Origin of the sequence: Serratia sp. NPDC087055, from assembly GCF_044900985.1 — a bacterium.
In the GTDB taxonomy this organism is placed as follows: domain Bacteria; phylum Pseudomonadota; class Gammaproteobacteria; order Enterobacterales; family Enterobacteriaceae; genus Serratia.
The window spans coordinates 93,208-114,258 of the sequence record NZ_JBJDOG010000002.1 but is presented as its reverse complement, the minus strand read 5'-3'; the positions used below and the strand labels follow the sequence as shown (position 1 = coordinate 114,258).

Annotated in this window: 19 protein-coding genes and 2 tRNA genes; 1 reads left to right on the top strand and 20 read right to left on the bottom strand. The window is 53.2% G+C overall.

Going from position 1 to position 21,051, the window contains the following annotated elements:
* Positions 1 to 12 precede the first annotated feature (12 nt).
* The 19 genes from yedF to rlmE form a co-directional block, all read right to left on the bottom strand.
* A complete protein-coding gene (gene yedF, locus ACI2J2_RS14280; RefSeq protein WP_004952879.1) occupies positions 13 to 252 on the bottom strand; it encodes a sulfurtransferase-like selenium metabolism protein YedF in 240 nt (79 codons plus the stop codon).
* Positions 249 to 1,463, bottom strand: coding sequence for a selenium metabolism membrane protein YedE/FdhT (gene yedE / locus ACI2J2_RS14275; protein WP_209634362.1), 1,215 nt, complete (start codon positions 1,461 to 1,463; stop codon positions 249 to 251). Before yedE ends, yedF begins: the two co-directional genes overlap by 4 nt.
* A gap of 146 nt (positions 1,464 to 1,609) precedes the next feature.
* A complete protein-coding gene (locus ACI2J2_RS14270; RefSeq protein WP_209634360.1) occupies positions 1,610 to 3,568 on the bottom strand; it encodes a DEAD/DEAH family ATP-dependent RNA helicase in 1,959 nt (652 codons plus the stop codon).
* A complete protein-coding gene (gene yrbN, locus ACI2J2_RS14265; protein WP_223499600.1) occupies positions 3,558 to 3,632 on the bottom strand; it encodes a protein YrbN in 75 nt (24 codons plus the stop codon). The genes ACI2J2_RS14270 and yrbN overlap by 11 nt, the downstream gene beginning before the upstream one ends.
* Before the next feature lie 244 nt (positions 3,633 to 3,876).
* Positions 3,877 to 4,761, bottom strand: a complete 885-nt coding sequence (nlpI, locus tag ACI2J2_RS14260) for a lipoprotein NlpI (RefSeq protein ID WP_012004952.1) — start codon at positions 4,759 to 4,761, stop codon at positions 3,877 to 3,879.
* Between the two features lie 137 nt (positions 4,762 to 4,898).
* The gene (gene pnp / locus ACI2J2_RS14255; protein WP_209634358.1) at positions 4,899 to 7,016 is read right to left on the bottom strand and encodes a polyribonucleotide nucleotidyltransferase; all 2,118 of its coding nucleotides are present in this window, start codon (positions 7,014 to 7,016) and stop codon (positions 4,899 to 4,901) included.
* A 255-nt stretch (positions 7,017 to 7,271) separates the two neighbouring features.
* A complete protein-coding gene (gene rpsO / locus ACI2J2_RS14250; protein WP_012004950.1) occupies positions 7,272 to 7,541 on the bottom strand; it encodes a 30S ribosomal protein S15 in 270 nt (89 codons plus the stop codon).
* 124 nt (positions 7,542 to 7,665) lie between these two features.
* Positions 7,666 to 8,610 carry a tRNA pseudouridine(55) synthase TruB gene (gene truB / locus ACI2J2_RS14245; protein WP_404760309.1) on the bottom strand — a complete coding sequence of 315 codons (945 nt, stop codon included), beginning with the start codon at positions 8,608 to 8,610 and terminating at the stop codon, positions 7,666 to 7,668.
* Positions 8,610 to 9,020, bottom strand: a complete 411-nt coding sequence (gene rbfA, locus ACI2J2_RS14240; protein ID WP_037423156.1) for a 30S ribosome-binding factor RbfA — start codon at positions 9,018 to 9,020, stop codon at positions 8,610 to 8,612. The genes truB and rbfA overlap by 1 nt, the downstream gene beginning before the upstream one ends.
* A gap of 68 nt (positions 9,021 to 9,088) precedes the next feature.
* On the bottom strand, positions 9,089 to 11,776 hold the full coding sequence (gene infB / locus ACI2J2_RS14235; RefSeq protein ID WP_209634351.1) for a translation initiation factor IF-2: 2,688 nt from the start codon (positions 11,774 to 11,776) through the stop codon (positions 9,089 to 9,091).
* 24 nt (positions 11,777 to 11,800) lie between these two features.
* The gene (gene nusA, locus ACI2J2_RS14230) at positions 11,801 to 13,309 is read right to left on the bottom strand and encodes a transcription termination factor NusA (RefSeq protein WP_012004946.1); all 1,509 of its coding nucleotides are present in this window, start codon (positions 13,307 to 13,309) and stop codon (positions 11,801 to 11,803) included.
* A 21-nt stretch (positions 13,310 to 13,330) separates the two neighbouring features.
* Entirely contained in the window at positions 13,331 to 13,783 is a 453-nt protein-coding gene (rimP, locus tag ACI2J2_RS14225) for a ribosome maturation factor RimP (protein WP_004952852.1), read from the bottom strand.
* 217 nt (positions 13,784 to 14,000) lie between these two features.
* A tRNA-Met gene (locus ACI2J2_RS14220) sits at positions 14,001 to 14,077 on the bottom strand.
* A gap of 60 nt (positions 14,078 to 14,137) precedes the next feature.
* Positions 14,138 to 14,224 (bottom strand) — tRNA-Leu (locus ACI2J2_RS14215).
* 77 nt (positions 14,225 to 14,301) lie between these two features.
* Complete coding sequence (secG, locus tag ACI2J2_RS14210) at positions 14,302 to 14,637, bottom strand: preprotein translocase subunit SecG (RefSeq protein WP_020824951.1); 336 nt, start codon at positions 14,635 to 14,637, stop codon at positions 14,302 to 14,304.
* A 253-nt stretch (positions 14,638 to 14,890) separates the two neighbouring features.
* Complete coding sequence (glmM, locus tag ACI2J2_RS14205; protein WP_209634349.1) at positions 14,891 to 16,228, bottom strand: phosphoglucosamine mutase; 1,338 nt, start codon at positions 16,226 to 16,228, stop codon at positions 14,891 to 14,893.
* Positions 16,229 to 16,235: 7 nt separating this feature from the next.
* Complete coding sequence (gene folP, locus ACI2J2_RS14200) at positions 16,236 to 17,069, bottom strand: dihydropteroate synthase (RefSeq protein ID WP_209634347.1); 834 nt, start codon at positions 17,067 to 17,069, stop codon at positions 16,236 to 16,238.
* 100 nt (positions 17,070 to 17,169) lie between these two features.
* Positions 17,170 to 19,101 carry an ATP-dependent zinc metalloprotease FtsH gene (gene ftsH, locus ACI2J2_RS14195; protein ID WP_037423171.1) on the bottom strand — a complete coding sequence of 644 codons (1,932 nt, stop codon included), beginning with the start codon at positions 19,099 to 19,101 and terminating at the stop codon, positions 17,170 to 17,172.
* A 56-nt stretch (positions 19,102 to 19,157) separates the two neighbouring features.
* Complete coding sequence (rlmE, locus tag ACI2J2_RS14190) at positions 19,158 to 19,787, bottom strand: 23S rRNA (uridine(2552)-2'-O)-methyltransferase RlmE (RefSeq protein WP_012004940.1); 630 nt, start codon at positions 19,785 to 19,787, stop codon at positions 19,158 to 19,160.
* Between the two features lie 144 nt (positions 19,788 to 19,931).
* Between rlmE and yhbY the strand changes: the two genes are divergently transcribed.
* Positions 19,932 to 20,225 (top strand): ribosome assembly RNA-binding protein YhbY, encoded by a 294-nt coding sequence (gene yhbY, locus ACI2J2_RS14185; RefSeq protein ID WP_004933536.1) that lies wholly within the window; start codon positions 19,932 to 19,934, stop codon positions 20,223 to 20,225.
* A gap of 114 nt (positions 20,226 to 20,339) precedes the next feature.
* Here the strand turns inward: yhbY and greA are convergent, their stop codons facing one another.
* On the bottom strand, positions 20,340 to 20,816 hold the full coding sequence (gene greA / locus ACI2J2_RS14180) for a transcription elongation factor GreA (protein ID WP_209634345.1): 477 nt from the start codon (positions 20,814 to 20,816) through the stop codon (positions 20,340 to 20,342).
* Between the last annotated feature and the right edge of the window lie 235 nt (positions 20,817 to 21,051).

Below are 21,051 nucleotides of genomic sequence, written 5' to 3'. Positions count from 1 at the left end.
GCCCTCATTTTATCAGCGCTGGATTAAATAACGGATGGTCGGCCCGTCCTGTTGGATATCCAGCACCTTGTAGCCATGGTTGCGCGCATCGAGAGGAATGTTGTTGATCGACTGCGGGCAATCGCTGATTACCTCCAGGATTTCCCCCGGCTTCAACTGCGGCATCGCCTCCAGCGTCGCCACCGCCGGATAAGGACAAGGCTCGCCGAGCATATCCAGCCGGTAATCCGGCACTATCGCCGCTTGCTTCATGACACACTCCTTAAATTAACCACCTGCGCATTGGGTTTCGCGCGGAAAAAACGCTTCTCCCACCACAGCATCGCGGCAAATGCCAATGCCAGCAGCAGGTAGGTCACAAGCAACCCTCCGATAGGACCGAAGGTGTCGAGTAAATTGACTTTGTCGTAATCCGTCGCCAATGCCGGGGCCAAATCATCCCAATAGTAAGCCAACAGCGTGGCCCCGATAATATTACCCAGCCCGACCCACCAATAGTGGACTTGCCCTTCCACCGCCCGATACATCCAGCCGGTTTCACAACCACCGGCCAGCACGATGCCAAAGCCGAACAGCAGGCCGCCGAGTACCGCATTCGGGCCGGCCCACATGATTTTCGGCGCCACACCCAGTTGCACATAACTGAAAATGCCAATGGCGCTGACCGCCATGCCGATGATGATCGCTTTTGCCATATGAGTACGTCCGGTGATCCATAAATCACGAAACGCCGAGGTAAAGCAGATCTGTGCGCGTTCAATCAACAGGCCAAAACCGATACCAAACAACATGGCAATACCCAGCTTCGGCGCATCAAATAACGTCCACAATGACCAGGCAATCGACAGGAAGAAAATCACCATCCCCAAACGGAAGCGGCGACGAGCCTGCTCCGGCTTTTGCGTCAATGGTGCGGCAGCCTTCACTTTCTGTAATTTTATCGGGATGCGGAACATGGGCAACAGGGTAAATTTAGCGCCAAAGTAAGAGCCCGCGGCGGTTGCCAACGCGAAGAACCAAGCGTGGAGCGAGAACTGAGGAATACCGGTAAAGAACGCAGCCAGATTGCAACCCATCGCGAGACGCGCCCCAAAACCGGCGATAATACCGCCCAGCAGCGCTTGTACAATACGGATACGATGCTGCGGCTGCCGCAGCTTGATGTTATTGGCCCACAGCGCCGCAGCGATACAGCCAGCGAACATGCCGATGATCATCCGGCCATCAATGCGTTGCAGCGGCGTCCCCTCAAGGCCAATGACTTTGAAGTAACCCCATTGTTCAGGGTGGAAACCAAACCATTGCAATACATGGCCGCCCCAACGGGTAAATTCCCCCGTTACCGCCCAGAAGGTACCGGTCAGGCCGAAGTAATAGGTAGAAAGGATCCCCGCAGCAATCACCGCGGGTAAAGGTGCCCAAAAACGCACCAGGTATTGAGACTTAAACTGCTGCCAACTCATGGCATCTCCCGTGCATAGTATCCATAAGAAAAAACCTTATAAATGATACGCCATTTTCCTGCACTTCATGGTGAATTTCAGGCATAAAAAAACCAGCCCGAAGGCTGGTTTTTAGTCCGACTCACCGCGAACGGTTAAATCAGGCGTTATGCATCACCGAAGCGACGACGTGGTGTAGCCGGAGCGGCGTCATCACGACGTGGTGCGCGCTGGCCATCACGGTTGAAGTTGCCGCCACGACGCTCGCCACCGTTGCCAGCAGGTGCAGCAGCACCGCCTTCACGACGATCACCGAAAGAACGACGACCTGGGTTTGCCCCTTCACGACGTTCGCCGTTGAATGGACGACCACCGCCACGACGCTCGCCGTTACCGGCAGAAGCAGGACGCTCACGACGCTCATGCGGCTGTGCATCGCCCAGCAGTTGCATGTTCATCGGTTTGTTCAAGATACGGGTACGGGTGAAGTGAGACAGGATCTCGCCCGGCATACCTTTTGGCAGCTCAATAGTAGAGTGGCCAGCGAACAGCTTGATGTTACCGATGTAACGGCTGCTGATGTCGCCTTCGTTAGCGATCGCGCCAACGATATGACGAACTTCCACGCCATCATCACGGCCCACTTCAATGCGGTACAGCTGCATTTCGCCAACATCACGACGTTCACGACGTGGACGCTCAGCGCCACCATCACGGCTGTCTGGACGTGAATCACGACGACGGTCGTTACCACGATCGTCACGGTCGTTGAATTCACGACGTTGACGCGGTTTGAATACAGGATCCGGTGGCAGAATCAGAGGACGTTCACCCTGGGCCATTTTCAGCAGTGCTGCGGCCAGCGTTTCCATTTCCAGCTCTTCTTCCGGCTGCAGTTTAGCCAGCAGTGCGCGGTACATGTCCAGATCGCTGCTTTCCAGCTGTTGCTGTACTTTAGCGGCGAACTTGGCCAGACGACGCTCACCCAGCAGTTCTGCATTTGGCAGTTCTACTTCTGGAATGGTCAGCTTCATGGTGCGTTCGATGTTGCGCAGCAGGCGACGCTCGCGGTTTTCTACGAACAGCAGCGCACGGCCGGCACGACCAGCACGACCGGTACGGCCGATACGGTGAACGTAAGACTCTGAATCCATAGGGATATCATAGTTTACAACCAGGCTGATACGCTCAACGTCCAGGCCACGAGCCGCAACGTCGGTCGCGATCAGAATGTCCAGACGGCCACTCTTCAGACGCTCCAGGGTTTGCTCACGCAGGGCCTGGTTCATGTCACCGTTCAGCGCGGCGCTGTTGTAGCCACTGCGCTCCAGCGCTTCAGCCACTTCCAGGGTCGCGTTTTTGGTACGAACGAAAATAATCGCCGCATCAAAATCTTCAGCTTCCAGGAAACGCACCAGCGCTTCGTTTTTACGCATGCCCTGCACAGTCCAGTAACTCTGGCTGATGTCCGGACGGGTAGTGATGCTGGATTGGATGCGCACTTCCTGCGGCTCTTTCATAAAGCGGCGGGTAATGCGACGGATCGCTTCCGGCATAGTTGCAGAGAACAGCGCGGTCTGATGTTCAGCCGGGATCTCCGCCATGATGGTTTCTACGTCTTCGATGAAGCCCATGCGCAGCATTTCGTCGGCTTCATCCAGCACCAGACCGCTCAGATTAGAGAGGTTCAGGGTGCCACGCTTCAGGTGGTCCAGCAGACGGCCTGGAGTCCCTACTACGATTTGCGGGCCCTGACGCAGAGCGCGCAGCTGCACGTCATAACGCTGGCCGCCGTACAGGGCCACGACGTTAACGCCATGCATGTGTTTAGAGAAATCGGTCATCGCTTCAGCAACCTGAACCGCCAGTTCGCGGGTCGGTGCCAGCACCAGGATCTGAGGTGCTTTCAGGGAAGCGTCAAGGTTGTGCAACAGTGGCAGCGAGAATGCTGCAGTTTTACCGCTACCGGTCTGTGCCATGCCCAGCACATCACGGCCGTTCAACAGGTGAGGAATACACTCAGCCTGGATCGGTGACGGTTTTTCGTAGCCCAGATCGGTCAGGGCAGAAATGATAGGAGCAGACAGCCCCAGGTCAACAAAAGAGGTTTCAAGCTCAGTAGTCATGTACACGTGCCTCATTAATAATGGCAGCCAGTCTACATAACTCGTCGAGAAAATTTTCAGTCATTTTCATTGAAAAGTGTGAACCGGCTCAAATTAGATTATAAAACGAACAAAAAAGCCCTCGCCCGTAAAGGCGATAACTTTGGCGGTAAAACCAATGTCAATCAGGCTGATTACCCTTCATCTTCCAAGCTGCTGTGTTAGCTGCTCTCCCTCATCCTCGTCACTTAGTGAACTAAGCTCCCAGGGATTCGTTAGATTGCCGCCTTGCCGCAACGTGAAATCTTTTGGGTAGAGGTGTTCGTCAGCTATTGCTGGTCCGATTCCGATAGGTCGTCTTGTTCTTGGCCCAACAGCGCCAATTCCAACAATGCATAGCGGTGCTCAACGAAATTATGAACGTTGTTAGCAACCGTCAGTTTGAACAGCGCCGAAGCGGTGTCCTTGTCCCCCAGACTCAGGTAATGTTTACCTAAATAGAAGTCAGTTTCACTGAGATGCTCAGCGAGCGAAGTGTTATCCGTTGCATCTGCCTTGAGGCGTTCCATCAGCGTTTTTTCGCTAATGTTGCCCAGGTAGAATTCGACAATATTCCATCCCCATTGCCCTCGGTTCGCTTTGTCATAACGCTGCTGGAGCGCTACGTCAGCCTTCTTGGGATCGATTTCTCTTTCCACAAGATACAGCCACAACGAACGGAAGGGATCGTTTGGGTCGTCTTGATAAAACGCCTGCAGATCATCCTGCGCCAACGGGAAGCGGCCGCCATAATACAGTGCGATGCCCCGGTTTAAACGCGCGTAATTGTAAGTTGGATCAAGCTCTAGTACAGAATCAAACGCTTCATAGGCAGCATCAAAATTGCCTGCCTGCGTTAAGTAAATGCCCAGGTAGTTGAAAACTTCTGGCATATCAGGACGTATTGCTAGCGCTTGCGAGAAATCATTGCGCGCTAATGCACGTAGCCCGAGGCTATCATACAACACACCGCGCTCATATAAAAGCTGCGCACGCTCATCGTCCGTCAGTGCCCGGCTGGCAAGTATTTGTTCCATGCGCGCCAGGATCACTTCCTGCTGCAGAGTTGGCTGCAACGGGATTGCCAAAACTTCGTCTTTACGCCAATCATGGTTGCTGCATCCTGCCAGCATGAGTGCTGTCGCAACGTAACACCAGCGCAAGAAAGGCTTCATTTCCCACTCCCGAAGACAAACATTGGATGAACGTCCTGTCATCCGTTTGCTAATACGCAGGCATCCTACCCGCGCGATACGAACAGCTCCCAACCCCATGGTGGGGAGCTGTAAATCTATCTATACAGTTTTTCTACTTATTCTGCTTCAGGCGCAGGTGAACCTGCTTCTGGTGCGGTCGCTTCTTTGATGCTCAGACGCACACGGCCCTGACGGTCAACTTCCAGTACCTTCACAGGCACTTCCTGACCCATTTGCAGATAGTCGGTCACTTTCTCAACACGCTTGTCAGCGATTTGAGAGATGTGAACCAGGCCTTCTTTACCGCCGCCGATCGCCACGAATGCGCCGAAATCAACGATACGGGTAACTTTACCCTGGTAAATACGGCCAACTTCGATCTCAGCAGTGATCTCTTCGATGCGGCGAATAGCGAATTTCGCTTTCTCACCGTCGGTAGCAGCGATTTTAACTGTACCATCATCTTCGATTTCGATGGTAGTGCCGGTCTCTTCAGTCAACGCACGGATGACAGAACCGCCTTTACCAATCACGTCTTTGATCTTATCCGGGTTAATGCGGATAGTATGAATACGTGGTGCAAACTGAGAGATATCGCCACGCGGAGTGCTGATAGCCTGTTCCATCACGCCCAGGATGTGCAGACGTGCGCCCTTGGCTTGGTTCAGTGCCACCTGCATGATTTCGCGGGTGATGCCTTCAATTTTAATGTCCATCTGCAGCGCGGTGATACCGTCGCGGCTACCGGCCACTTTGAAGTCCATGTCGCCCAGGTGGTCTTCGTCACCCAGAATGTCGGACAGAACAACAAAGTTGTCTTGTTCTTTCACCAGGCCCATTGCGATACCCGCAACAGCAGCCTTGATTGGCACACCTGCGTCCATCAGCGCCAGAGAAGCGCCACAGACTGAAGCCATGGAAGAAGAACCGTTAGATTCGGTGATTTCAGAAACCACACGCACCGTGTACGGGAAATCTTCTGCTTTAGGCATCATAGCTAATACGCCACGTTTCGCCAGGCGACCGTGACCAATTTCACGACGTTTAGGCGAACCCACCATCCCAGTCTCACCAACGGAGTACGGAGGGAAGTTGTAGTGGAACAGGAAGCTGTCGGTCTTCTCGCCCATCAGCTCATCCAGATTCTGTGCATCACGGGCAGTACCCAGCGTTGCAGTAACCAGAGCCTGAGTTTCACCACGGGTGAACAGTGCGGAACCGTGAGTACGCGGCAGAACGCCAGTGCGCACGTCCAGGCCACGAATCATGTCTTTTTCACGGCCATCGATACGCGGTTCGCCACGCAGTACGCGGCTACGAACGACGTTTTTCTCAACGCTGCCCAGGATGTCCTGAATTTCAGACACGTCCAGAGTTTCGTCTTGCGCCAGCAGGGTTTCAACAACGCTGCTCTTAATCGCATCTACCTGAGCATAGCGCTCTTGTTTCTCGGTGATGTGATAAGCGTCGCCCAGACGGGCTTCTGCCAGTTCTGCAACGCGCGCGTGCAGCGCTTCATTGATGGCAGGTGCCTGCCAATCCCACTTAGGTTTGCCCGCTTCAGCAACCAGAGAATTGATGTTCTCGATAACAACCTGCTGTTGTTCGTGGCCAAATACCACCGCGCCCAACATTTGATCTTCGCTCAGAACGTCTGCTTCGGATTCAACCATCAGCACTGCACCCGCGGTACCCGCAACCACCAAGTCCAGGCTGCTTTCTTTCAGCTCGTCGGTGGTTGGGTTCAGCACGTACTGGCTGTTGATGTAACCGACGCGCGCTGCACCGATTGGGCCATTGAACGGAATACCGGACAGGCTCAGGGCTGCAGAGGCACCGATCATCGCAACGATGTCTGGGTTAACCTGTGGGTTTACAGAAACAACGGTCGCAATCACCTGAACTTCGTTCAGGAAGCTGTCTGGGAACAGTGGGCGGATCGGGCGGTCAATCAGACGTGAAGTCAGCGTTTCGCCTTCGCTCGGGCGGCCTTCACGACGGAAGAAGCTGCCTGGGATACGACCAGCAGCGTAGGTACGCTCCTGATAGTTAACAGTCAATGGGAAGAAGCTCTGGCCTGGTTTGGCTTTTTTCTGGCCAACCACGGTAACGAATACGGCGGTGTCATCCATGCTCACCATAACAGCGGCAGTGGCCTGACGAGCCATCATGCCCGTCTCAATAGTGACGGTATGCTGGCCATACTGGAATTTGCGAATGATCGGTGTCAGCAAAATTATATCCTTTGATTAGGCGCGCAATCGTATTGACGACTCGACACGCCAGTGACTCGACTTGCCTTCTCACTACATCCTCGCGACTAATGACAATCCTTATCTCAAGCCTGAGACAAAGCCTCTCATTAGCCGCGCGAACCTCTGTAATGGAAGATCCTATTTGGAAACATCAGTAATACATTAACCTGATTTGCTTATGCTTCCTAGAAGAAAGGGGCCAAAATAGGCCCCTTTCCACTGAAACTCGCTAGATTAGCGACGCAGACCCAGACGCTCGATCAGGCTGGTGTAACGTGCTACATCTTTACGCTTCAGGTAGTCCAGCAGCTTACGACGCTGAGAAACCATACGCAGCAGACCACGACGGCTGTGGTGATCTTTTTTGTGCTCTGAGAAGTGGCCTTGCAGATGGTTGATCTGCGCAGTCAACAGGGCAACCTGAACTTCGGAAGAACCGCTGTCGTTAGTACCACGACCGAAATCAGCTACGATTTTAGCTTTAGCTTCAACACTTAGAGACATTGTCATACTCCAGAATTATAGATAATAAATACAGGCGCCGATCTCTAATTCAGCAACCCAATGCATAAGCTGCGCCATTCTACTCTTAGCGCAGTGCGATCGCAAGGCAGCGCGCTTTCTACCCTCAGTCGAAATATTCGACGACCAGGCGGCGCGGCGCCACACGACCATCATCGGCAATATCACCCACGCCGATAAATTTACGTTCTTCACCTTCAGTGATGCGCACCATACCTGAAGCCGGTGCACCGGCGACCTGTACCGGCTGCCCCTGCTTGACGTAACCCGCAACAACGGGCAGCAGGTTCACTTCAGGGTAGTTTTCAACCGGGCTATCCATCGGCATCAGCAGCGGATCGAGCAATTCTGCCGGCGCGATTTCCTGCGCCTGGGCTTGCTCCATCAGTGCGTTCAACTGCTCCAGCGTGACCATGCGTTCGGTCGGATAGGTCGCCACCTGCAGACGACGCAGGTAGATCACATGCGCACCGCAGCCTAACAGCTCGCCGAGGTCATCGGTGATGGTGCGGATGTAAGTGCCTTTTGAGCAGTGAATCTCCAGCTCCAGCTCATCCCCTTCCCAGCGAATAAATTGCAGCTCGTAAACGGTAATGCTGCGTGCTTCACGTGGGACTTCAATACCCTGGCGTGCATACTCATAGAGTTTCTTGCCTTGATACTTCAGCGCTGAGTACATCGAAGGCACTTGCTTGATACCGCCACGGAAGCTTTCAAGCGCTACGTCAAGCTGGGCTTGGGTGAAATTCACCGGACGCTCTTGCACGATTTGACCATCGGCATCCGAAGTATCCGTACGCTGACCAAGACGGGCGATAACACGATAACGTTTATCGGAGTCGAGCAGGAACTGTGAAAACTTGGTCGCCTCACCGAGACAGATCGGCAGCATACCGGTCGCCAGCGGATCGAGCGCACCCGTGTGGCCCGCGCGGTTGGCGTTATAGAGACGTTTTACTTTTTGCAGGGCGTCGTTGGATGACAAGCCCTGCGATTTGTCCAACAGCAGGACACCGTGGATATCACGGCCGCGGCGACGAGGGCGACTCATTAAGCCTCCTCGTCATCGCCTGATGCGGAACGGCGTTCGACGTCCTTCTTCACGACGTTGGTGACCAGGTTAGACATGCGCATGCCTTCAACCAGGGAGTTGTCGTACGCGAAGGTCAACTCTGGAACGACACGCAGGCGCATAGCTTTACCCAGCAGCGTGCGGATATAACCGGAAGCGTCTTGCAATGCTTTAATGCCGTTAGGCACCAGTTCCGGATCGGCGTTTTCGGTCAACACGTTCAGGAAGGTGACATAAACTTTGGCGTAGGCCAAATCACGAGAAACTTCTACACCAGAAACGGTAGCCATGCCGATACGCGGATCTTTGACTTCACGCTGCAGAATGATAGCAATCTCTTTTTGCATCTCTTGTGCCACGCGCTGACCGCGGCTGAATTCTTTTGCCATTTTGGATTCTCCAGACAAATCGGGGGGCACAAGGCCCCCCAGAACAGACTTAAGCAGATGTGCTAGCGTTAAGCGATGGTGCGTTGGATCTCGATGATTTCGAACACTTCGATCATGTCGCCGACGCGCACGTCGTTGTAGTTCTTAACGCCGATACCACATTCCATGCCGTTACGGACTTCGTTAACGTCATCTTTGAAGCGGCGCAGGGATTCCAGCTCGCCTTCATAGATAACCACGTTGTCGCGCAGAACACGGATTGGGTTGTGACGCTTGATGTTACCCTCGGTAACCATACAACCTGCAATGGCACCAAATTTAGGGGATTTGAACACGTCACGTACTTCGGCCAGGCCGATAATCTGCTGCTTGTACTCAGGCGCCAACATACCGCTCATCGCCTGCTTCACTTCGTCGATCAGGTTATAGATCACGGAGTAGTAACGCAGATCCAGGCTTTCTGCTTCAATCACGCGGCGCGCAGAAGCGTCGGCACGGACGTTGAAGCCCAGGATGATGGCGTTGGAAGCGGCTGCCAGCGTTGCGTCGGTTTCAGTGATACCACCGACACCGGAGCCAACAATCTTCACTTTCACTTCGTCGGTAGAGAGTTTCAGCAGTGAATCCATAATGGCTTCACAAGAACCCTGTACGTCAGATTTCAGTACGATGTTCAGCTCAGAAACTTCACCGTCGGTCATGTTCGCAAACATGTTTTCCAGTTTAGATTTCTGCTGACGCGCCAGTTTAACTTCACGGAACTTGCCTTGACGGTACAGCGCAACTTCACGCGCTTTCTTCTCGTCACGCACAACAGTCGCTTCATCACCGGCAGCAGGAACGCTGGACAGGCCCAGGATCTCAACCGGAATAGAAGGACCCGCAGAGGTCACTTCACGACCCAGTTCGTCACGCATCGCACGTACGCGGCCGTATTCGAAACCACACAGAACGATATCGCCTTTATTCAGCGTACCTTCTTGTACCAGTACGGTAGCAACCGGACCACGACCTTTATCCAGGAAGGATTCGATAACCACGCCGCTTGCCATGCCGCTGCGAACTGCTTTCAGTTCAAGCACTTCAGACTGCAACAGGATTGCGTTCAGCAGTTCGTCGATACCGGTACCGGCTTTCGCAGATACGTGGACGAACTGTGCTTCGCCGCCCCACTCTTCCGGCATAACGCCGTACTGGGACAGTTCCTGCTTAACGCGGTCTGGATCAGCTTCTGGCTTGTCAATCTTGTTCACTGCAACAACCAACGGCACCTGCGCTGCTTTCGCATGCTGGATAGCTTCGATGGTTTGCGGCATCACGCCGTCGTCGGCAGCAACAACCAGAACAACGATGTCAGTCGCCTGAGCACCACGGGCACGCATTGAGGTAAACGCTGCGTGGCCTGGGGTATCCAGGAAGGTGATCATGCCGTTTTCGGTTTCTACGTGGTAAGCACCGATATGCTGGGTAATACCGCCGGCCTCGCCTGCTGCCACTTTGGTGGAGCGGATGTAGTCCAGCAGAGAAGTTTTACCGTGGTCAACGTGGCCCATGATGGTCACAACTGGCGCACGTGGCTCAGCAGCGGCACCGGTATCACGATCGCTCATCAGCGCTTCTTCCAGCTCGTTCTCACGACGCAGGATAACTTTGTGGCCCATCTCTTCGGCAACCAGCTGTGCGGTTTCCTGATCGATGACCTGGTTGATAGTGGCCATTGCGCCCAGTTTCATCATCGCTTTGATGACCTGAGAGCCTTTAACCGCCATCTTGTTAGCCAGTTCAGCTACGGTGATGGTTTCACCGATCACAACGTCACGGTTAACCACTTGAGCCGGCTTGTTGAAGCCCTGCTGCAGAGTGCTTGGCTTACGCTTGCCTTTACCACCACGGGTAACGGCGCGCGCTTCTTCACGGTCTGCTTTAGACTCGGAAAGCTTGTTGCCTTTCTTCTGCTTGGTTGCTTTACCGCCACGCGTACGGCTGCGGCGTTCGCCTTCAACTTTAGCGTCGTTTTCGTCTTCGGCTGCACGGGCGTGCTGAGAGGTGGTCACGTGGTAGTCGGCTGTTTCAACCGCAGCGCTTGCTGCTTCAGCTTCGGCCCACTTCTCACCGTTCTCTTCGGCCATGCGGCGCGCTTCTTCCGCGACACGTTTGGCGTCTTCTTCAACCTTACGTCGTACTTCCTCTTCCGCTTTACGTTTCAGTTCGGCGGCTTCGGCTTCACGGCGTGCTTTTTCTGCCTGAGCTGGCTTGGTCATTTCGTCGGTATGTTGATTCGTCACTTTTTCTTTTTCCGCTGAATTACGCTTAGCAATCTCCGCGGCCTCACGTTTGGCTTGCTCTTCGGCTACGCGCTTTGCTTCTGCTTCGCGTTTCGCTAGCTCTTCTGCTGCGCGCTGTGCCTGCTCTTCCGCTTCACGCTGTGCCTGCTCTGCCGCTTCAGCCTGTTGGGCTTCTGGCGTATCGCGATTTACATAAGTGCGTTTCTTGCGGACCTCAATTTGCACCGATTTACTTTTACCGCCGGTGCTCGGAATATTCAAGGTGCTGCGCGTTTTGCGCTGCAACGTGAGCTTACCCGGCGCGCTACCGTGTTCACGGTTCAAGTGCGCCAGTAAAGCTTCTTTCTCATGTTGGGTTACAGAGTCTGTCTCAGACTTGTTAATCCCTGCATCAGCAAACTGCTGTACCAGGCGATCAACTGGAGTCTGAATCTCTGCTGCCAGCGATTTTACGGTTACATCTGTCGTCATGCTGTTCCTTCCTGCTACAGTTTATTACGCGTTGTCGCCAAACCAACAGATATTACGTGCGGCCATAATCAGCTCGCCGGCTTGCTCATCGCTAAGCCCTTCAATATCAGCCAGATCGTCAACACCCTGCTCGGCAAGATCTTCCAGCGTACAAACCCCACGCGCGGCCAGTTTAAAGGCCATGCTGCGCTCAAGACCCGGCAGGTTGAGCAAATCATCAGCAGGTTTTTGGTCGCCCAGGCTTTCTTCTTGTGCCAGGGCCAGCGTGGTCAATGCAGCTTTGGCGCGATCGCGCAACGCTTCAACCATATCTTCATCCAGACCGTCGATTTCCAGCAACTCTTTGATTGGCACGTAAGCCAACTCTTCCAGAGTAGAGAAGCCTTCTTCAACCAGTACGGTGGCGAAATCTTCGTCAATATCAAGATGCTTGGTGAAGGTATCAATGGCGGCATGAGCTTCGGCCTGATGCTTGGCCTGCAGATCGTCCGCCGTCATCACGTTCAGTTCCCAACGGTCATCGTCACGATGTTGTTTTAACAGCTGGGATGCCAAACGCACGTTTTGGCCATTACGGCCGATCGCCTGTGCCAGATTGCTGGCTTCAACGGCGATGTCCATAGTGCAATTATCTTCATCAACCACGATAGAGGCAACATCAGCTGGCGCCATAGCGTTGATGACGAACTGCGCTGGGTTATCATCCCACAGGATGATGTCGATACGTTCACCGCCGAGCTCGCTCGAAACGGCCTGAACGCGCGCACCGCGCATACCGACGCAAGCACCGACAGGGTCGATACGCTTGTCGTTGGTTTTCACTGCAATTTTTGCACGGGAGCCAGGATCACGGGCTGCCGCTTTAATTTCGATAACTTCTTCGCCGATTTCCGGTACTTCGATGCGGAACAGTTCTTTCAGCATCTCGGCGCTGGAGCGGCTGACAAACAGCTGCGCACCACGGGCTTCAGGACGAACAGCGTACAGGATGCCGCGGATGCGGTCGCCCGGACGGAAGTTTTCGCGTGGCAGCATGTCTTCACGACCAATCACTGCTTCAGCGTTGCTACCCAGATCCAGCGCAATGCTGTCACGGTTAACTTTTTTCACCACGCCGGTGACGATTTCACCTTCGTGCTGACGGAAAGCATCAACAACCATGGCGCGCTCAGCTTCGCGTACTTTCTGTACGATAACCTGTTTCGCGGTCTGAGTGGTGATACGGTCAAAGGTAACAGACTCAATCTGATCTTCGATGTAACCGCCCAGCTCAATGCCTGGCTCTTCATACTGTGCAGCTTCCAGCGTGATTTCACGCGTCGGCTGAGTCACTTCATCTACGGCGACCCAACGGCGGAAGGTATCGAAATCGCCAGTTTTGCGATCAATGCTGACGCGAACTTCGATTTCCTGCTCGTATTTTTTCTTGGTGGCGGTGGCTAATGCGGTTTCCAGCGCTTCGAAAATCTTCTCACGCGGAAGGGATTTTTCATTGGAAACAGCTTCAACAACAGCCAGAATCTCTTTATTCATCCTAGTTGCCTCATCCAAACTTTAAAAGTGGGGTACCAGGTTCGCTTTCTGGATATTGCTCAGCGCGAACACTTCATCTTTCCCTTCCACAGTAACCGTGATCATCTCGCCATCGACAGACTTAATAATGCCCTGCCATTTGCGACGGTTCTGTACGGCCATGCGCAGGACCAGGCTGACTTCTTCACCGAGGAAACGCGTATAGTGCTCTGCGGTGAACATCGGGCGATCAAGGCCAGGAGAGGAGACTTCCAAGTTGTAAGCGACTGTGATTGGCTCTTCAACGTCCAATACAGCGCTGACCTGGTGGCTGACATCAGCACAATCGTCAACATTGATGCCGTTTTCACTATCAATATAGATACGGAGCGTCGATTGGCGCGCACGAATAAATTCGATGCCTACAAGTTCAAAGCCCAACGCTTCTACCGGTGCCGAAAGCATCTCTGTTAATTTTTGCTCTAATGTGGACAAGCCCACCCCCAAGACATAAAAAAAGGGCCTAATAGCCCAGTGATTCTGTTGCCAAATAACAAAAAACCCCGAAAATTCGGGGCTTTATGCAACTGGACCCTGTTTGCCGCTAAGCGGCTTCGGTGCAACTTTCTAACAAGTGTCATTTTCAAATGTTGATCGAGAAAAGCGGAATTCAATCGAAAAGTGTATTTGAAAATAAACACTTAAAGGAAAGTGGTTGCGGGGGCCGGATTTGAACCGACGACCTTCGGGTTATGAGCCCGACGAGCTACCAGGCTGCTCCACCCCGCGTCCGAAAACGTGGCAAATATTACGCCGATAATCGCAAAATTGCAAGTTATCTCTGGGATTTGGTACCGAGGATGGGACTCGAACCCACAAGCCCGTTAGGGCACTACCACCTCAAGGTAGCGTGTCTACCAATTCCACCACCTCGGTACTGATTCTTACTGCTAACGGCTGTTATTTATATGAGGTAACAACAACCGTTTTCAAACTCTGTTACTGCTTGGCGCTTACTGCGGGATATCGCTGCTCGGCTTGGTTGGTGCTGCCGGCGCGGTAGTCTGCTCAGATTTCACTGGCTGACCCAAATTTTCCCACTCGCTGCCTTTCTTGCTCTGGTTGGTGCTCAGGTTGCCCAAGATCAGACTGATGACGAAAAACAACGTCGCCAGCACAGCTGTCATGCGGGTCATGAAGTTACCGGAACCACTCGAACCGAACAATGTGCCAGATGCACCTGCTCCGAATGAGGCTCCCATATCAGCGCCTTTACCTTGCTGCAGCATAATCAGAGCAACCAGCCCGATTGAGATCAGCAGGAAAATTACCAGAAGAGCTTCGTACATAGTTGTACCCGTATCCTTGCGGCTTCACCGCGTGCCAAATGCTTCACACCCCAAAGGCTTCTATTTCTATTAAGAAGTCGCAGGCGTTATATCAAACTGCCCACTGAAGCGGGTGTGAATACTAACCAAAGGCGCCAAACCGCGCAAGGGCAATTTGCAGCCACTGGCGCGTTTGCAGAAAAAAACACCAATAAAATTCGCAGGCTGTGATTTCCGGAGACACTTAGTGCCCCCGGAACGCAGTAATGGTCAATTAACCCGCAGACTTCACCGCATCAGCAATGCGATGCGCCAGCGCAGTAACCTGCTGCTCATCTTCACCTTCCACCATCACACGGATCAAAGGTTCAGTACCCGATTTACGCAACAGCACGCGGCCACGACCCGCCAATTCAGCCTCAACCTGCTCGGTGATTTTACGCACGTCTTCAGACTCCAGCGGGTTGTGTTCACCGACAAAGCGTACGTTGACCAGAATCTGCGGCAGCAGTTTCATGCCGCTGCACAGATCATGCAGGGTCATGCTATTGCGTACCATCGCGGTCAGCACCTGTAGCCCGGCCACAATGCCATCGCCGGTGGTGGTTTTGTCCAGCAGGATCACATGGCCTGAGTTTTCTGCACCGATGCGCCAGCCCAGTTCCTGCAGCTTTTCCAGTACATAGCGGTCGCCTACCTTAGCGCGCGCAAACGGGATGCCCAGCTGTTTCAATGCCAGCTCCAGCCCCATGTTGCTCATCAGCGTGCCGACAGCGCCACCGCGCAGTTGCCCCTGACGAAGCCCTTCACGGGCAATGATGTAGAGAATCTGATCGCCATCAACCTTGTTGCCCAAGTGATCCACCATCATCACGCGGTCACCGTCGCCATCAAACGCCAGACCGACATGTGCCTTTTCCAGCAGCACACGCTCCTGCAGTTGACGCACGTCTGTTGCACCACATTTTTCATTGATGTTCATGCCATCCGGCTCAACGCCGATAGCAATCACCGTGGCGCCCAGTTCACGCAGAACGCTAGGTGCAATGTGATAAGTCGCGCCGTTGGCGCAGTCCACCACAATTTTCAGGCCCTTCAGGCTCAGTTCGCTCGGGAAGGTACCTTTACAGAATTCGATATAACGACCCGCTGCATCGATAATTCGGCTGGCTTTACCCAATTCTGAGGATTCGACACAGGTCAGCGGTTTTTCCATTTCAGCTTCAATGGCTTCTTCGACGTGGTCTGGCAGCTTCGCCCCGTCAATGGAGAAGAATTTGATGCCATTGTCGTAAAACGGGTTATGCGATGCCGAGATCACAATACCGGCCTCCGCACGGAAGGTCCGCGTCAAGTATGCCACCGCCGGCGTTGGCATGGGGCCGGTAAAGGAGGCAGACAACCCTGCAGCTGCGAGCCCCGCTTCCAGCGCCGACTCCAGCATATAACCGGAAATACGGGTATCTTTGCCGATAATAATTTTACGTGAACCGTGACGTGCCAATACTTTACCCGCCGCCCAGCCAAGTTTCAGAACGAAATCAGGGGTAATCGGGCTATCACCGACCTTGCCACGAATGCCGTCAGTACCAAAATATTTGCGCTCGCTCATGTCTCTGTCATCCTTTAGCTGAAAGTGTTGCCTCGACGACACGCATCGCCTCGACGGTTTCTTTAACGTCATGCACTCTGACAATCTGTGCGCCCTGCATGGCGGCGATCACCGCACAGGCCACGCTGCCGATAACTCGCTGATCAGGCGGTACATTCAGCAGTTGTCCAATCATCGACTTGCGCGACATCCCTACCAATAGCGGCAGGCCGAAGCGATGAAATTCTGACAATCTGGCCAGAAGCTGATAATTGTGCGCTAAATTCTTACCGAAACCGAATCCTGGGTCGAGCAGCAATTTCTGATTTGTAATACCGGCAGCATGACAACGTTCAATATGTCGTTGGAAAAATGCATGCACATCGCCGATAAGATCATCATAGTGTGGCGCCTGCTGCATGGTACGCGGCTCACCCTGCATGTGCATCAGGCACACCGGCAGGCCACTTTCTGCGGCCGCCGCCAGCGCACCCGGTTCTTGCAGCGAACGAACGTCGTTGATCAGGTGTGCGCCCGCCTGGGCCGACTCGCGAATCACCCCGGCTTTCGAGGTATCCACAGAGATAAAGACTTCAAAACGCTGAGCAATCGCCTCGACTACCGGCACTACCCGTGCGATCTCCTCCTCTTCACTGACCTCTGACGCTCCCGGTCTGGTCGATTCCCCCCCCACATCAATCATGGTCGCACCGGCCGAAATCAACGCATGTGCATGTAACAACGCCTGATTGAGCTGGTTGTGCTTACCGCCGTCAGAAAAAGAATCCGGAGTTACATTGAGGATCCCCATCACCCTTGGGTGGGAAAGATCGAGAGTCATGTCTCGCACGGTTAACTGCATGGCTAATTCACCTTACTATTGCCTGATTGCCTGGTTTACTGCCCACCGGGCAATAAAAAACCCCGGCATGCCGGGGTTCGATGTTATTACACAGCTAAAGTTACTTGTCTAGCTGTTCAGACATGGTATTACCTGGGTTCGGCGTACGTGGTTCATCAACCGGCGTTGGGGCTTTTGGTGTGCCGCCGTTGTCGGAATTGCTGCCTTTACCCGCATCGTCCCAACCCGCTGGCGGACGCACGTCTTTACGGTTCATCAGATCGTCGATCTGTGGCGCATCGATGGTTTCATACTTCATCAAGGCATCCTTCATTGAATGCAGGATGTCCATGTTTTCCATCAACAACGCACGCGCACGGATGTAGTTGCGTTCGATCAGGGATTTAACTTCCTGGTCGATAATGCGCGCAGTTTCGTCAGACATGTGCTTCGCCTTGGCGACGGAACGGCCCAAGAACACTTCGCCCTCTTCTTCCGCATACAACAGTGGCCCCAGCTTCTCGGAGAAGCCCCATTGGGTCACCATGTTACGGGCAATCGAGGTTGCCACTTTAATGTCGTTCGACGCACCGGTAGAGACTTTCTCTGGCCCGTAAATGATTTCCTCAGCCAGACGACCGCCATACAGAGTAGAGATTTGGCTCTCCAGCTTCTGACGGCTAGCGCTGATCGCGTCACCTTCCGGCAGGAAGAAGGTCACACCCAATGCACGGCCACGAGGAATAATCGTTACCTTGTGCACCGGATCGTGTTCAGGAACCAGACGACCGATAATGGCGTGGCCTGCTTCGTGATACGCGGTCGACTCTTTCTGCGCTTCGGTCATCACCATGGAGCGGCGTTCTGCCCCCATCATGATCTTGTCTTTGGCTTTTTCAAACTCAACCATCGACACGACACGTTTATTGCCACGGGCAGCAAACAGCGCGGCCTCGTTGACCAGGTTGGCCAGATCGGCGCCCGAGAAGCCCGGAGTACCACGTGCCAGCACGGAAGCATCAACATCTGGAGCCAGTGGTACACGACGTGAATGCACCTTCAGGATCTGTTCACGACCACGTACATCTGGCAAGCCAACAACCACCTGACGGTCGAAGCGGCCTGGACGCAGCAATGCCGGGTCAAGCACGTCTGGACGGTTGGTTGCAGCGATGACGATAATGCCTTCGTTGCCTTCAAAACCATCCATTTCAACCAGCATCTGGTTCAGCGTTTGCTCACGTTCATCGTGACCGCCACCCAGACCGGCGCCACGCTGGCGACCAACGGCGTCGATTTCATCGATAAAGATGATGCACGGTGCGGCTTTTTTCGCCTGCTCGAACATATCACGCACACGAGAAGCACCAACACCCACAAACATTTCGACGAAGTCGGAACCGGAAATGGTGAAGAACGGCACTTTTGCCTCACCGGCGATCGCTTTCGCCAGCAGCGTTTTACCGGTCCCTGGAGGGCCAACCATCAGCACACCTTTAGGGATCTTACCGCCCAATTTCTGGAAGCGGCTCGGCTCGCGCAGGTATTCAACCAGTTCGCTCACTTCCTCTTTCGCTTCGTCACAACCTGCAACGTCAGCAAAGGTGGTTTTGATCTGGTCTTCGGTCAGCATGCGGGCCTTGCTCTTGCCAAAGGACATCGCGCCTTTGCCGCCGCCGCCCTGCATTTGCCGCATGAAGAAGATCCAAACCCCGATCAGCAACAGCATTGGGAACCATGAAATAAAGATAGAAGCCAGCAAACTCGGCTCTTCAGGCGGTTCACCAACAACTTTCACATTCTTGGTTAACAACGTATCCAGCAACTTAGGATCGTTGACAGGGATATAGGTCGTGTATTTGTTACTGTCTTTCTTGGTAACGTTAATTTCACGTCCGTTGATTCGCGCTTCGCGAACCTGATCTTGGGTCAGTTCGGACATGAAGGTAGAGTAATCCACCCTACGGCCATTCGACTCGCTGGGCCCAAAGCTCTGGAATACAGACATCAACACTACCGCGATGACTAACCAGAGAATTAGGTTTTTCGCCATGTCACTCAAGGGATTAACCTCATATTACAACTGTGTTAACAAACAGCGTTAGGGTACTACAGCTTGCGCCCTGTCGCTACAATGTACACTTCGCGCGAACGTGCGCGGGAAGCGTCTGGCTTACGAATCTTAACCTTCGTAAACAGGGAGCGAATTTCCCGTAGGTACTCGTCAAAACCATCTCCCTGGAACACCTTCACCAGGAAACTTCCGCCTGGTGCGAGGACATCACGACACATTCCCAGTGCTAATTCCACCAGATACATCGATCTTGGAATATCGACGGCCGGAGTGCCACTCATATTCGGAGCCATGTCAGACATGACTACCTGAACCTTGCTTTCACCTACACGTTCCAACAGAGCCTTGAGCACCAGTTCATCACGAAAATCGCCCTGAAGGAAATCGACGCCAACGATAGGATCCATTGGCAAAATATCACAGGCGATGATGCGGCCGGAACCGCCGATCTGGGTCACGACATACTGCGACCAACCGCCCGGCGCCGCACCTAAGTCCACTACGGTCATGCCAGGTTTAAACAGTTTGTCACTCTGCTGTATTTCATCAAGTTTAAACCAGGCGCGCGAACGCAGCCCTTTTTTCTGCGCCTGTTGCACATATTTATCGCTAAAGTGTTCTTGTAACCAGCGACTGGAGCTAGCAGAACGCTTTTTATTAGCCATCTCGTTTTCCAACTATCATAAAAAGAGTCTTAATGTCAGGTTCGCAGCTCTTGTAGACTCACACCGGTGAAGACCGATTTGGTGATATACATGAGATGGCGGTAGAATGTACCGTTTTCAATCCCAACTTAAGCAAAAAAGACAATGAATCTGAATAATAAACAAAAACAGCACCTGAAAGGCCTGGCGCATCCGTTAAAACCGGTTGTCATGCTGGGTAATAACGGTCTCACCGAAGGGGTGCTGGCTGAAATTGAACAGGCTCTGGAGCATCATGAGCTGATCAAGGTAAAAATCGCTGCTGAAGATCGCGAAACCAAAACCCTGATCGCCGACGCTATCGTGCGTGAAACGGGTGCCTGCAACGTGCAAGTTATCGGCAGTACGCTTATTCTTTACCGCCCGTCTAAAGAGCGCAAGATCAGTCTACCGCGTTAATAAGCATTGGGTTAACGAAAAGGTGCCATGCACCTGATTCAGATAAAAGGCCGCGTGCGGCCTTTTTCCTTTCTTTACAAAACCCTGGCGAATTTCTGAACGAATAGCGAATATTCAGAGATATTCAACCTTCAAGATCTCATAATCGACATCGCCGCCCGGTGTTTTTATCACAACAACGTCATCTTGCTCTTTGCCGATCAAACCGCGCGCCATTGGGGAATTGACCGAAATCAGATTTTTCTTGAAATCGGCTTCGTCGTCGCCAACGATACGGTAAGTCACTTCTTCTTCGCTATCCAGGTTCATCACCGAAACGGTGGAGCCAAAAATCACGCGGCCATTATTGGGCATCTTGGTGATATCGATCACCTGCGCGTTCGACAGCTTGGCTTCAATTTCCTGGATACGCCCTTCACAGAATCCCTGCTGCTCACGCGCGGCATGGTACTCTGCGTTTTCTTTCAAATCGCCGTGTTCACGGGCGTCAGCGATATCCGCAATGATTTTCGGACGGCGCACACTTTTCAAAAATTCGAGCTCTTCGCGCAGTTTTTCTGCGCCAAACAAGGTCATCGGAATCTGTTTCATCGTGTAAATACCTCTAAATCTTTCCTGTTCAAATAGCCGTCATCCTGACGTGTTCGTATGAAAAAACGGGGGGTACGTGCCCGCCGCCTCCAGGCGATAAACAAAAGAAGCCTGACTCGGGACACTAGCCCAAGTCAGGATCGATTTTGCATTTTGATACGCATTTTAGCGTAGAGTTCCTTGAGGGTCATCGTTTACTTTTTCCCTGAATGCACCGTAGTATGACGGCACGTTA

Bases quoted from the DNA above. Each gene is read 5' to 3' on its own strand.
- yedF (WP_004952879.1), bottom strand. From the start codon at position 252: ATGAAGCAAGCGGCGATAGTGCCGGATTACCGGCTGGATATGCTCGGC.
- yedE (WP_209634362.1), bottom strand. From the start codon at position 1,463: ATGAGTTGGCAGCAGTTTAAGTCTCAATACCTGGTGCGTTTTTGGGCA.
- ACI2J2_RS14270 (WP_209634360.1), bottom strand. From the start codon at position 3,568: ATGACTACTGAGCTTGAAACCTCTTTTGTTGACCTGGGGCTGTCTGCT.
- nlpI (WP_012004952.1), bottom strand. From the start codon at position 4,761: ATGAAGCCTTTCTTGCGCTGGTGTTACGTTGCGACAGCACTCATGCTG.
- rpsO (WP_012004950.1), bottom strand. From the start codon at position 7,541: ATGTCTCTAAGTGTTGAAGCTAAAGCTAAAATCGTAGCTGATTTCGGT.
- truB (WP_404760309.1), bottom strand. From the start codon at position 8,610: ATGAGTCGCCCTCGTCGCCGCGGCCGTGATATCCACGGTGTCCTGCTG.
- rbfA (WP_037423156.1), bottom strand. From the start codon at position 9,020: ATGGCAAAAGAATTCAGCCGCGGTCAGCGCGTGGCACAAGAGATGCAA.
- infB (WP_209634351.1), bottom strand. From the start codon at position 11,776: ATGACGACAGATGTAACCGTAAAATCGCTGGCAGCAGAGATTCAGACT.
- nusA (WP_012004946.1), bottom strand. From the start codon at position 13,309: ATGAATAAAGAGATTCTGGCTGTTGTTGAAGCTGTTTCCAATGAAAAA.
- secG (WP_020824951.1), bottom strand. From the start codon at position 14,637: ATGTACGAAGCTCTTCTGGTAATTTTCCTGCTGATCTCAATCGGGCTG.
- glmM (WP_209634349.1), bottom strand. From the start codon at position 16,228: ATGAGCGAGCGCAAATATTTTGGTACTGACGGCATTCGTGGCAAGGTC.
- folP (WP_209634347.1), bottom strand. From the start codon at position 17,069: ATGCAGTTAACCGTGCGAGACATGACTCTCGATCTTTCCCACCCAAGG.
- ftsH (WP_037423171.1), bottom strand. From the start codon at position 19,101: ATGGCGAAAAACCTAATTCTCTGGTTAGTCATCGCGGTAGTGTTGATG.
- rlmE (WP_012004940.1), bottom strand. From the start codon at position 19,787: ATGGCTAATAAAAAGCGTTCTGCTAGCTCCAGTCGCTGGTTACAAGAA.
- yhbY (WP_004933536.1), top strand. From the start codon at position 19,932: ATGAATCTGAATAATAAACAAAAACAGCACCTGAAAGGCCTGGCGCAT.
- greA (WP_209634345.1), bottom strand. From the start codon at position 20,816: ATGAAACAGATTCCGATGACCTTGTTTGGCGCAGAAAAACTGCGCGAA.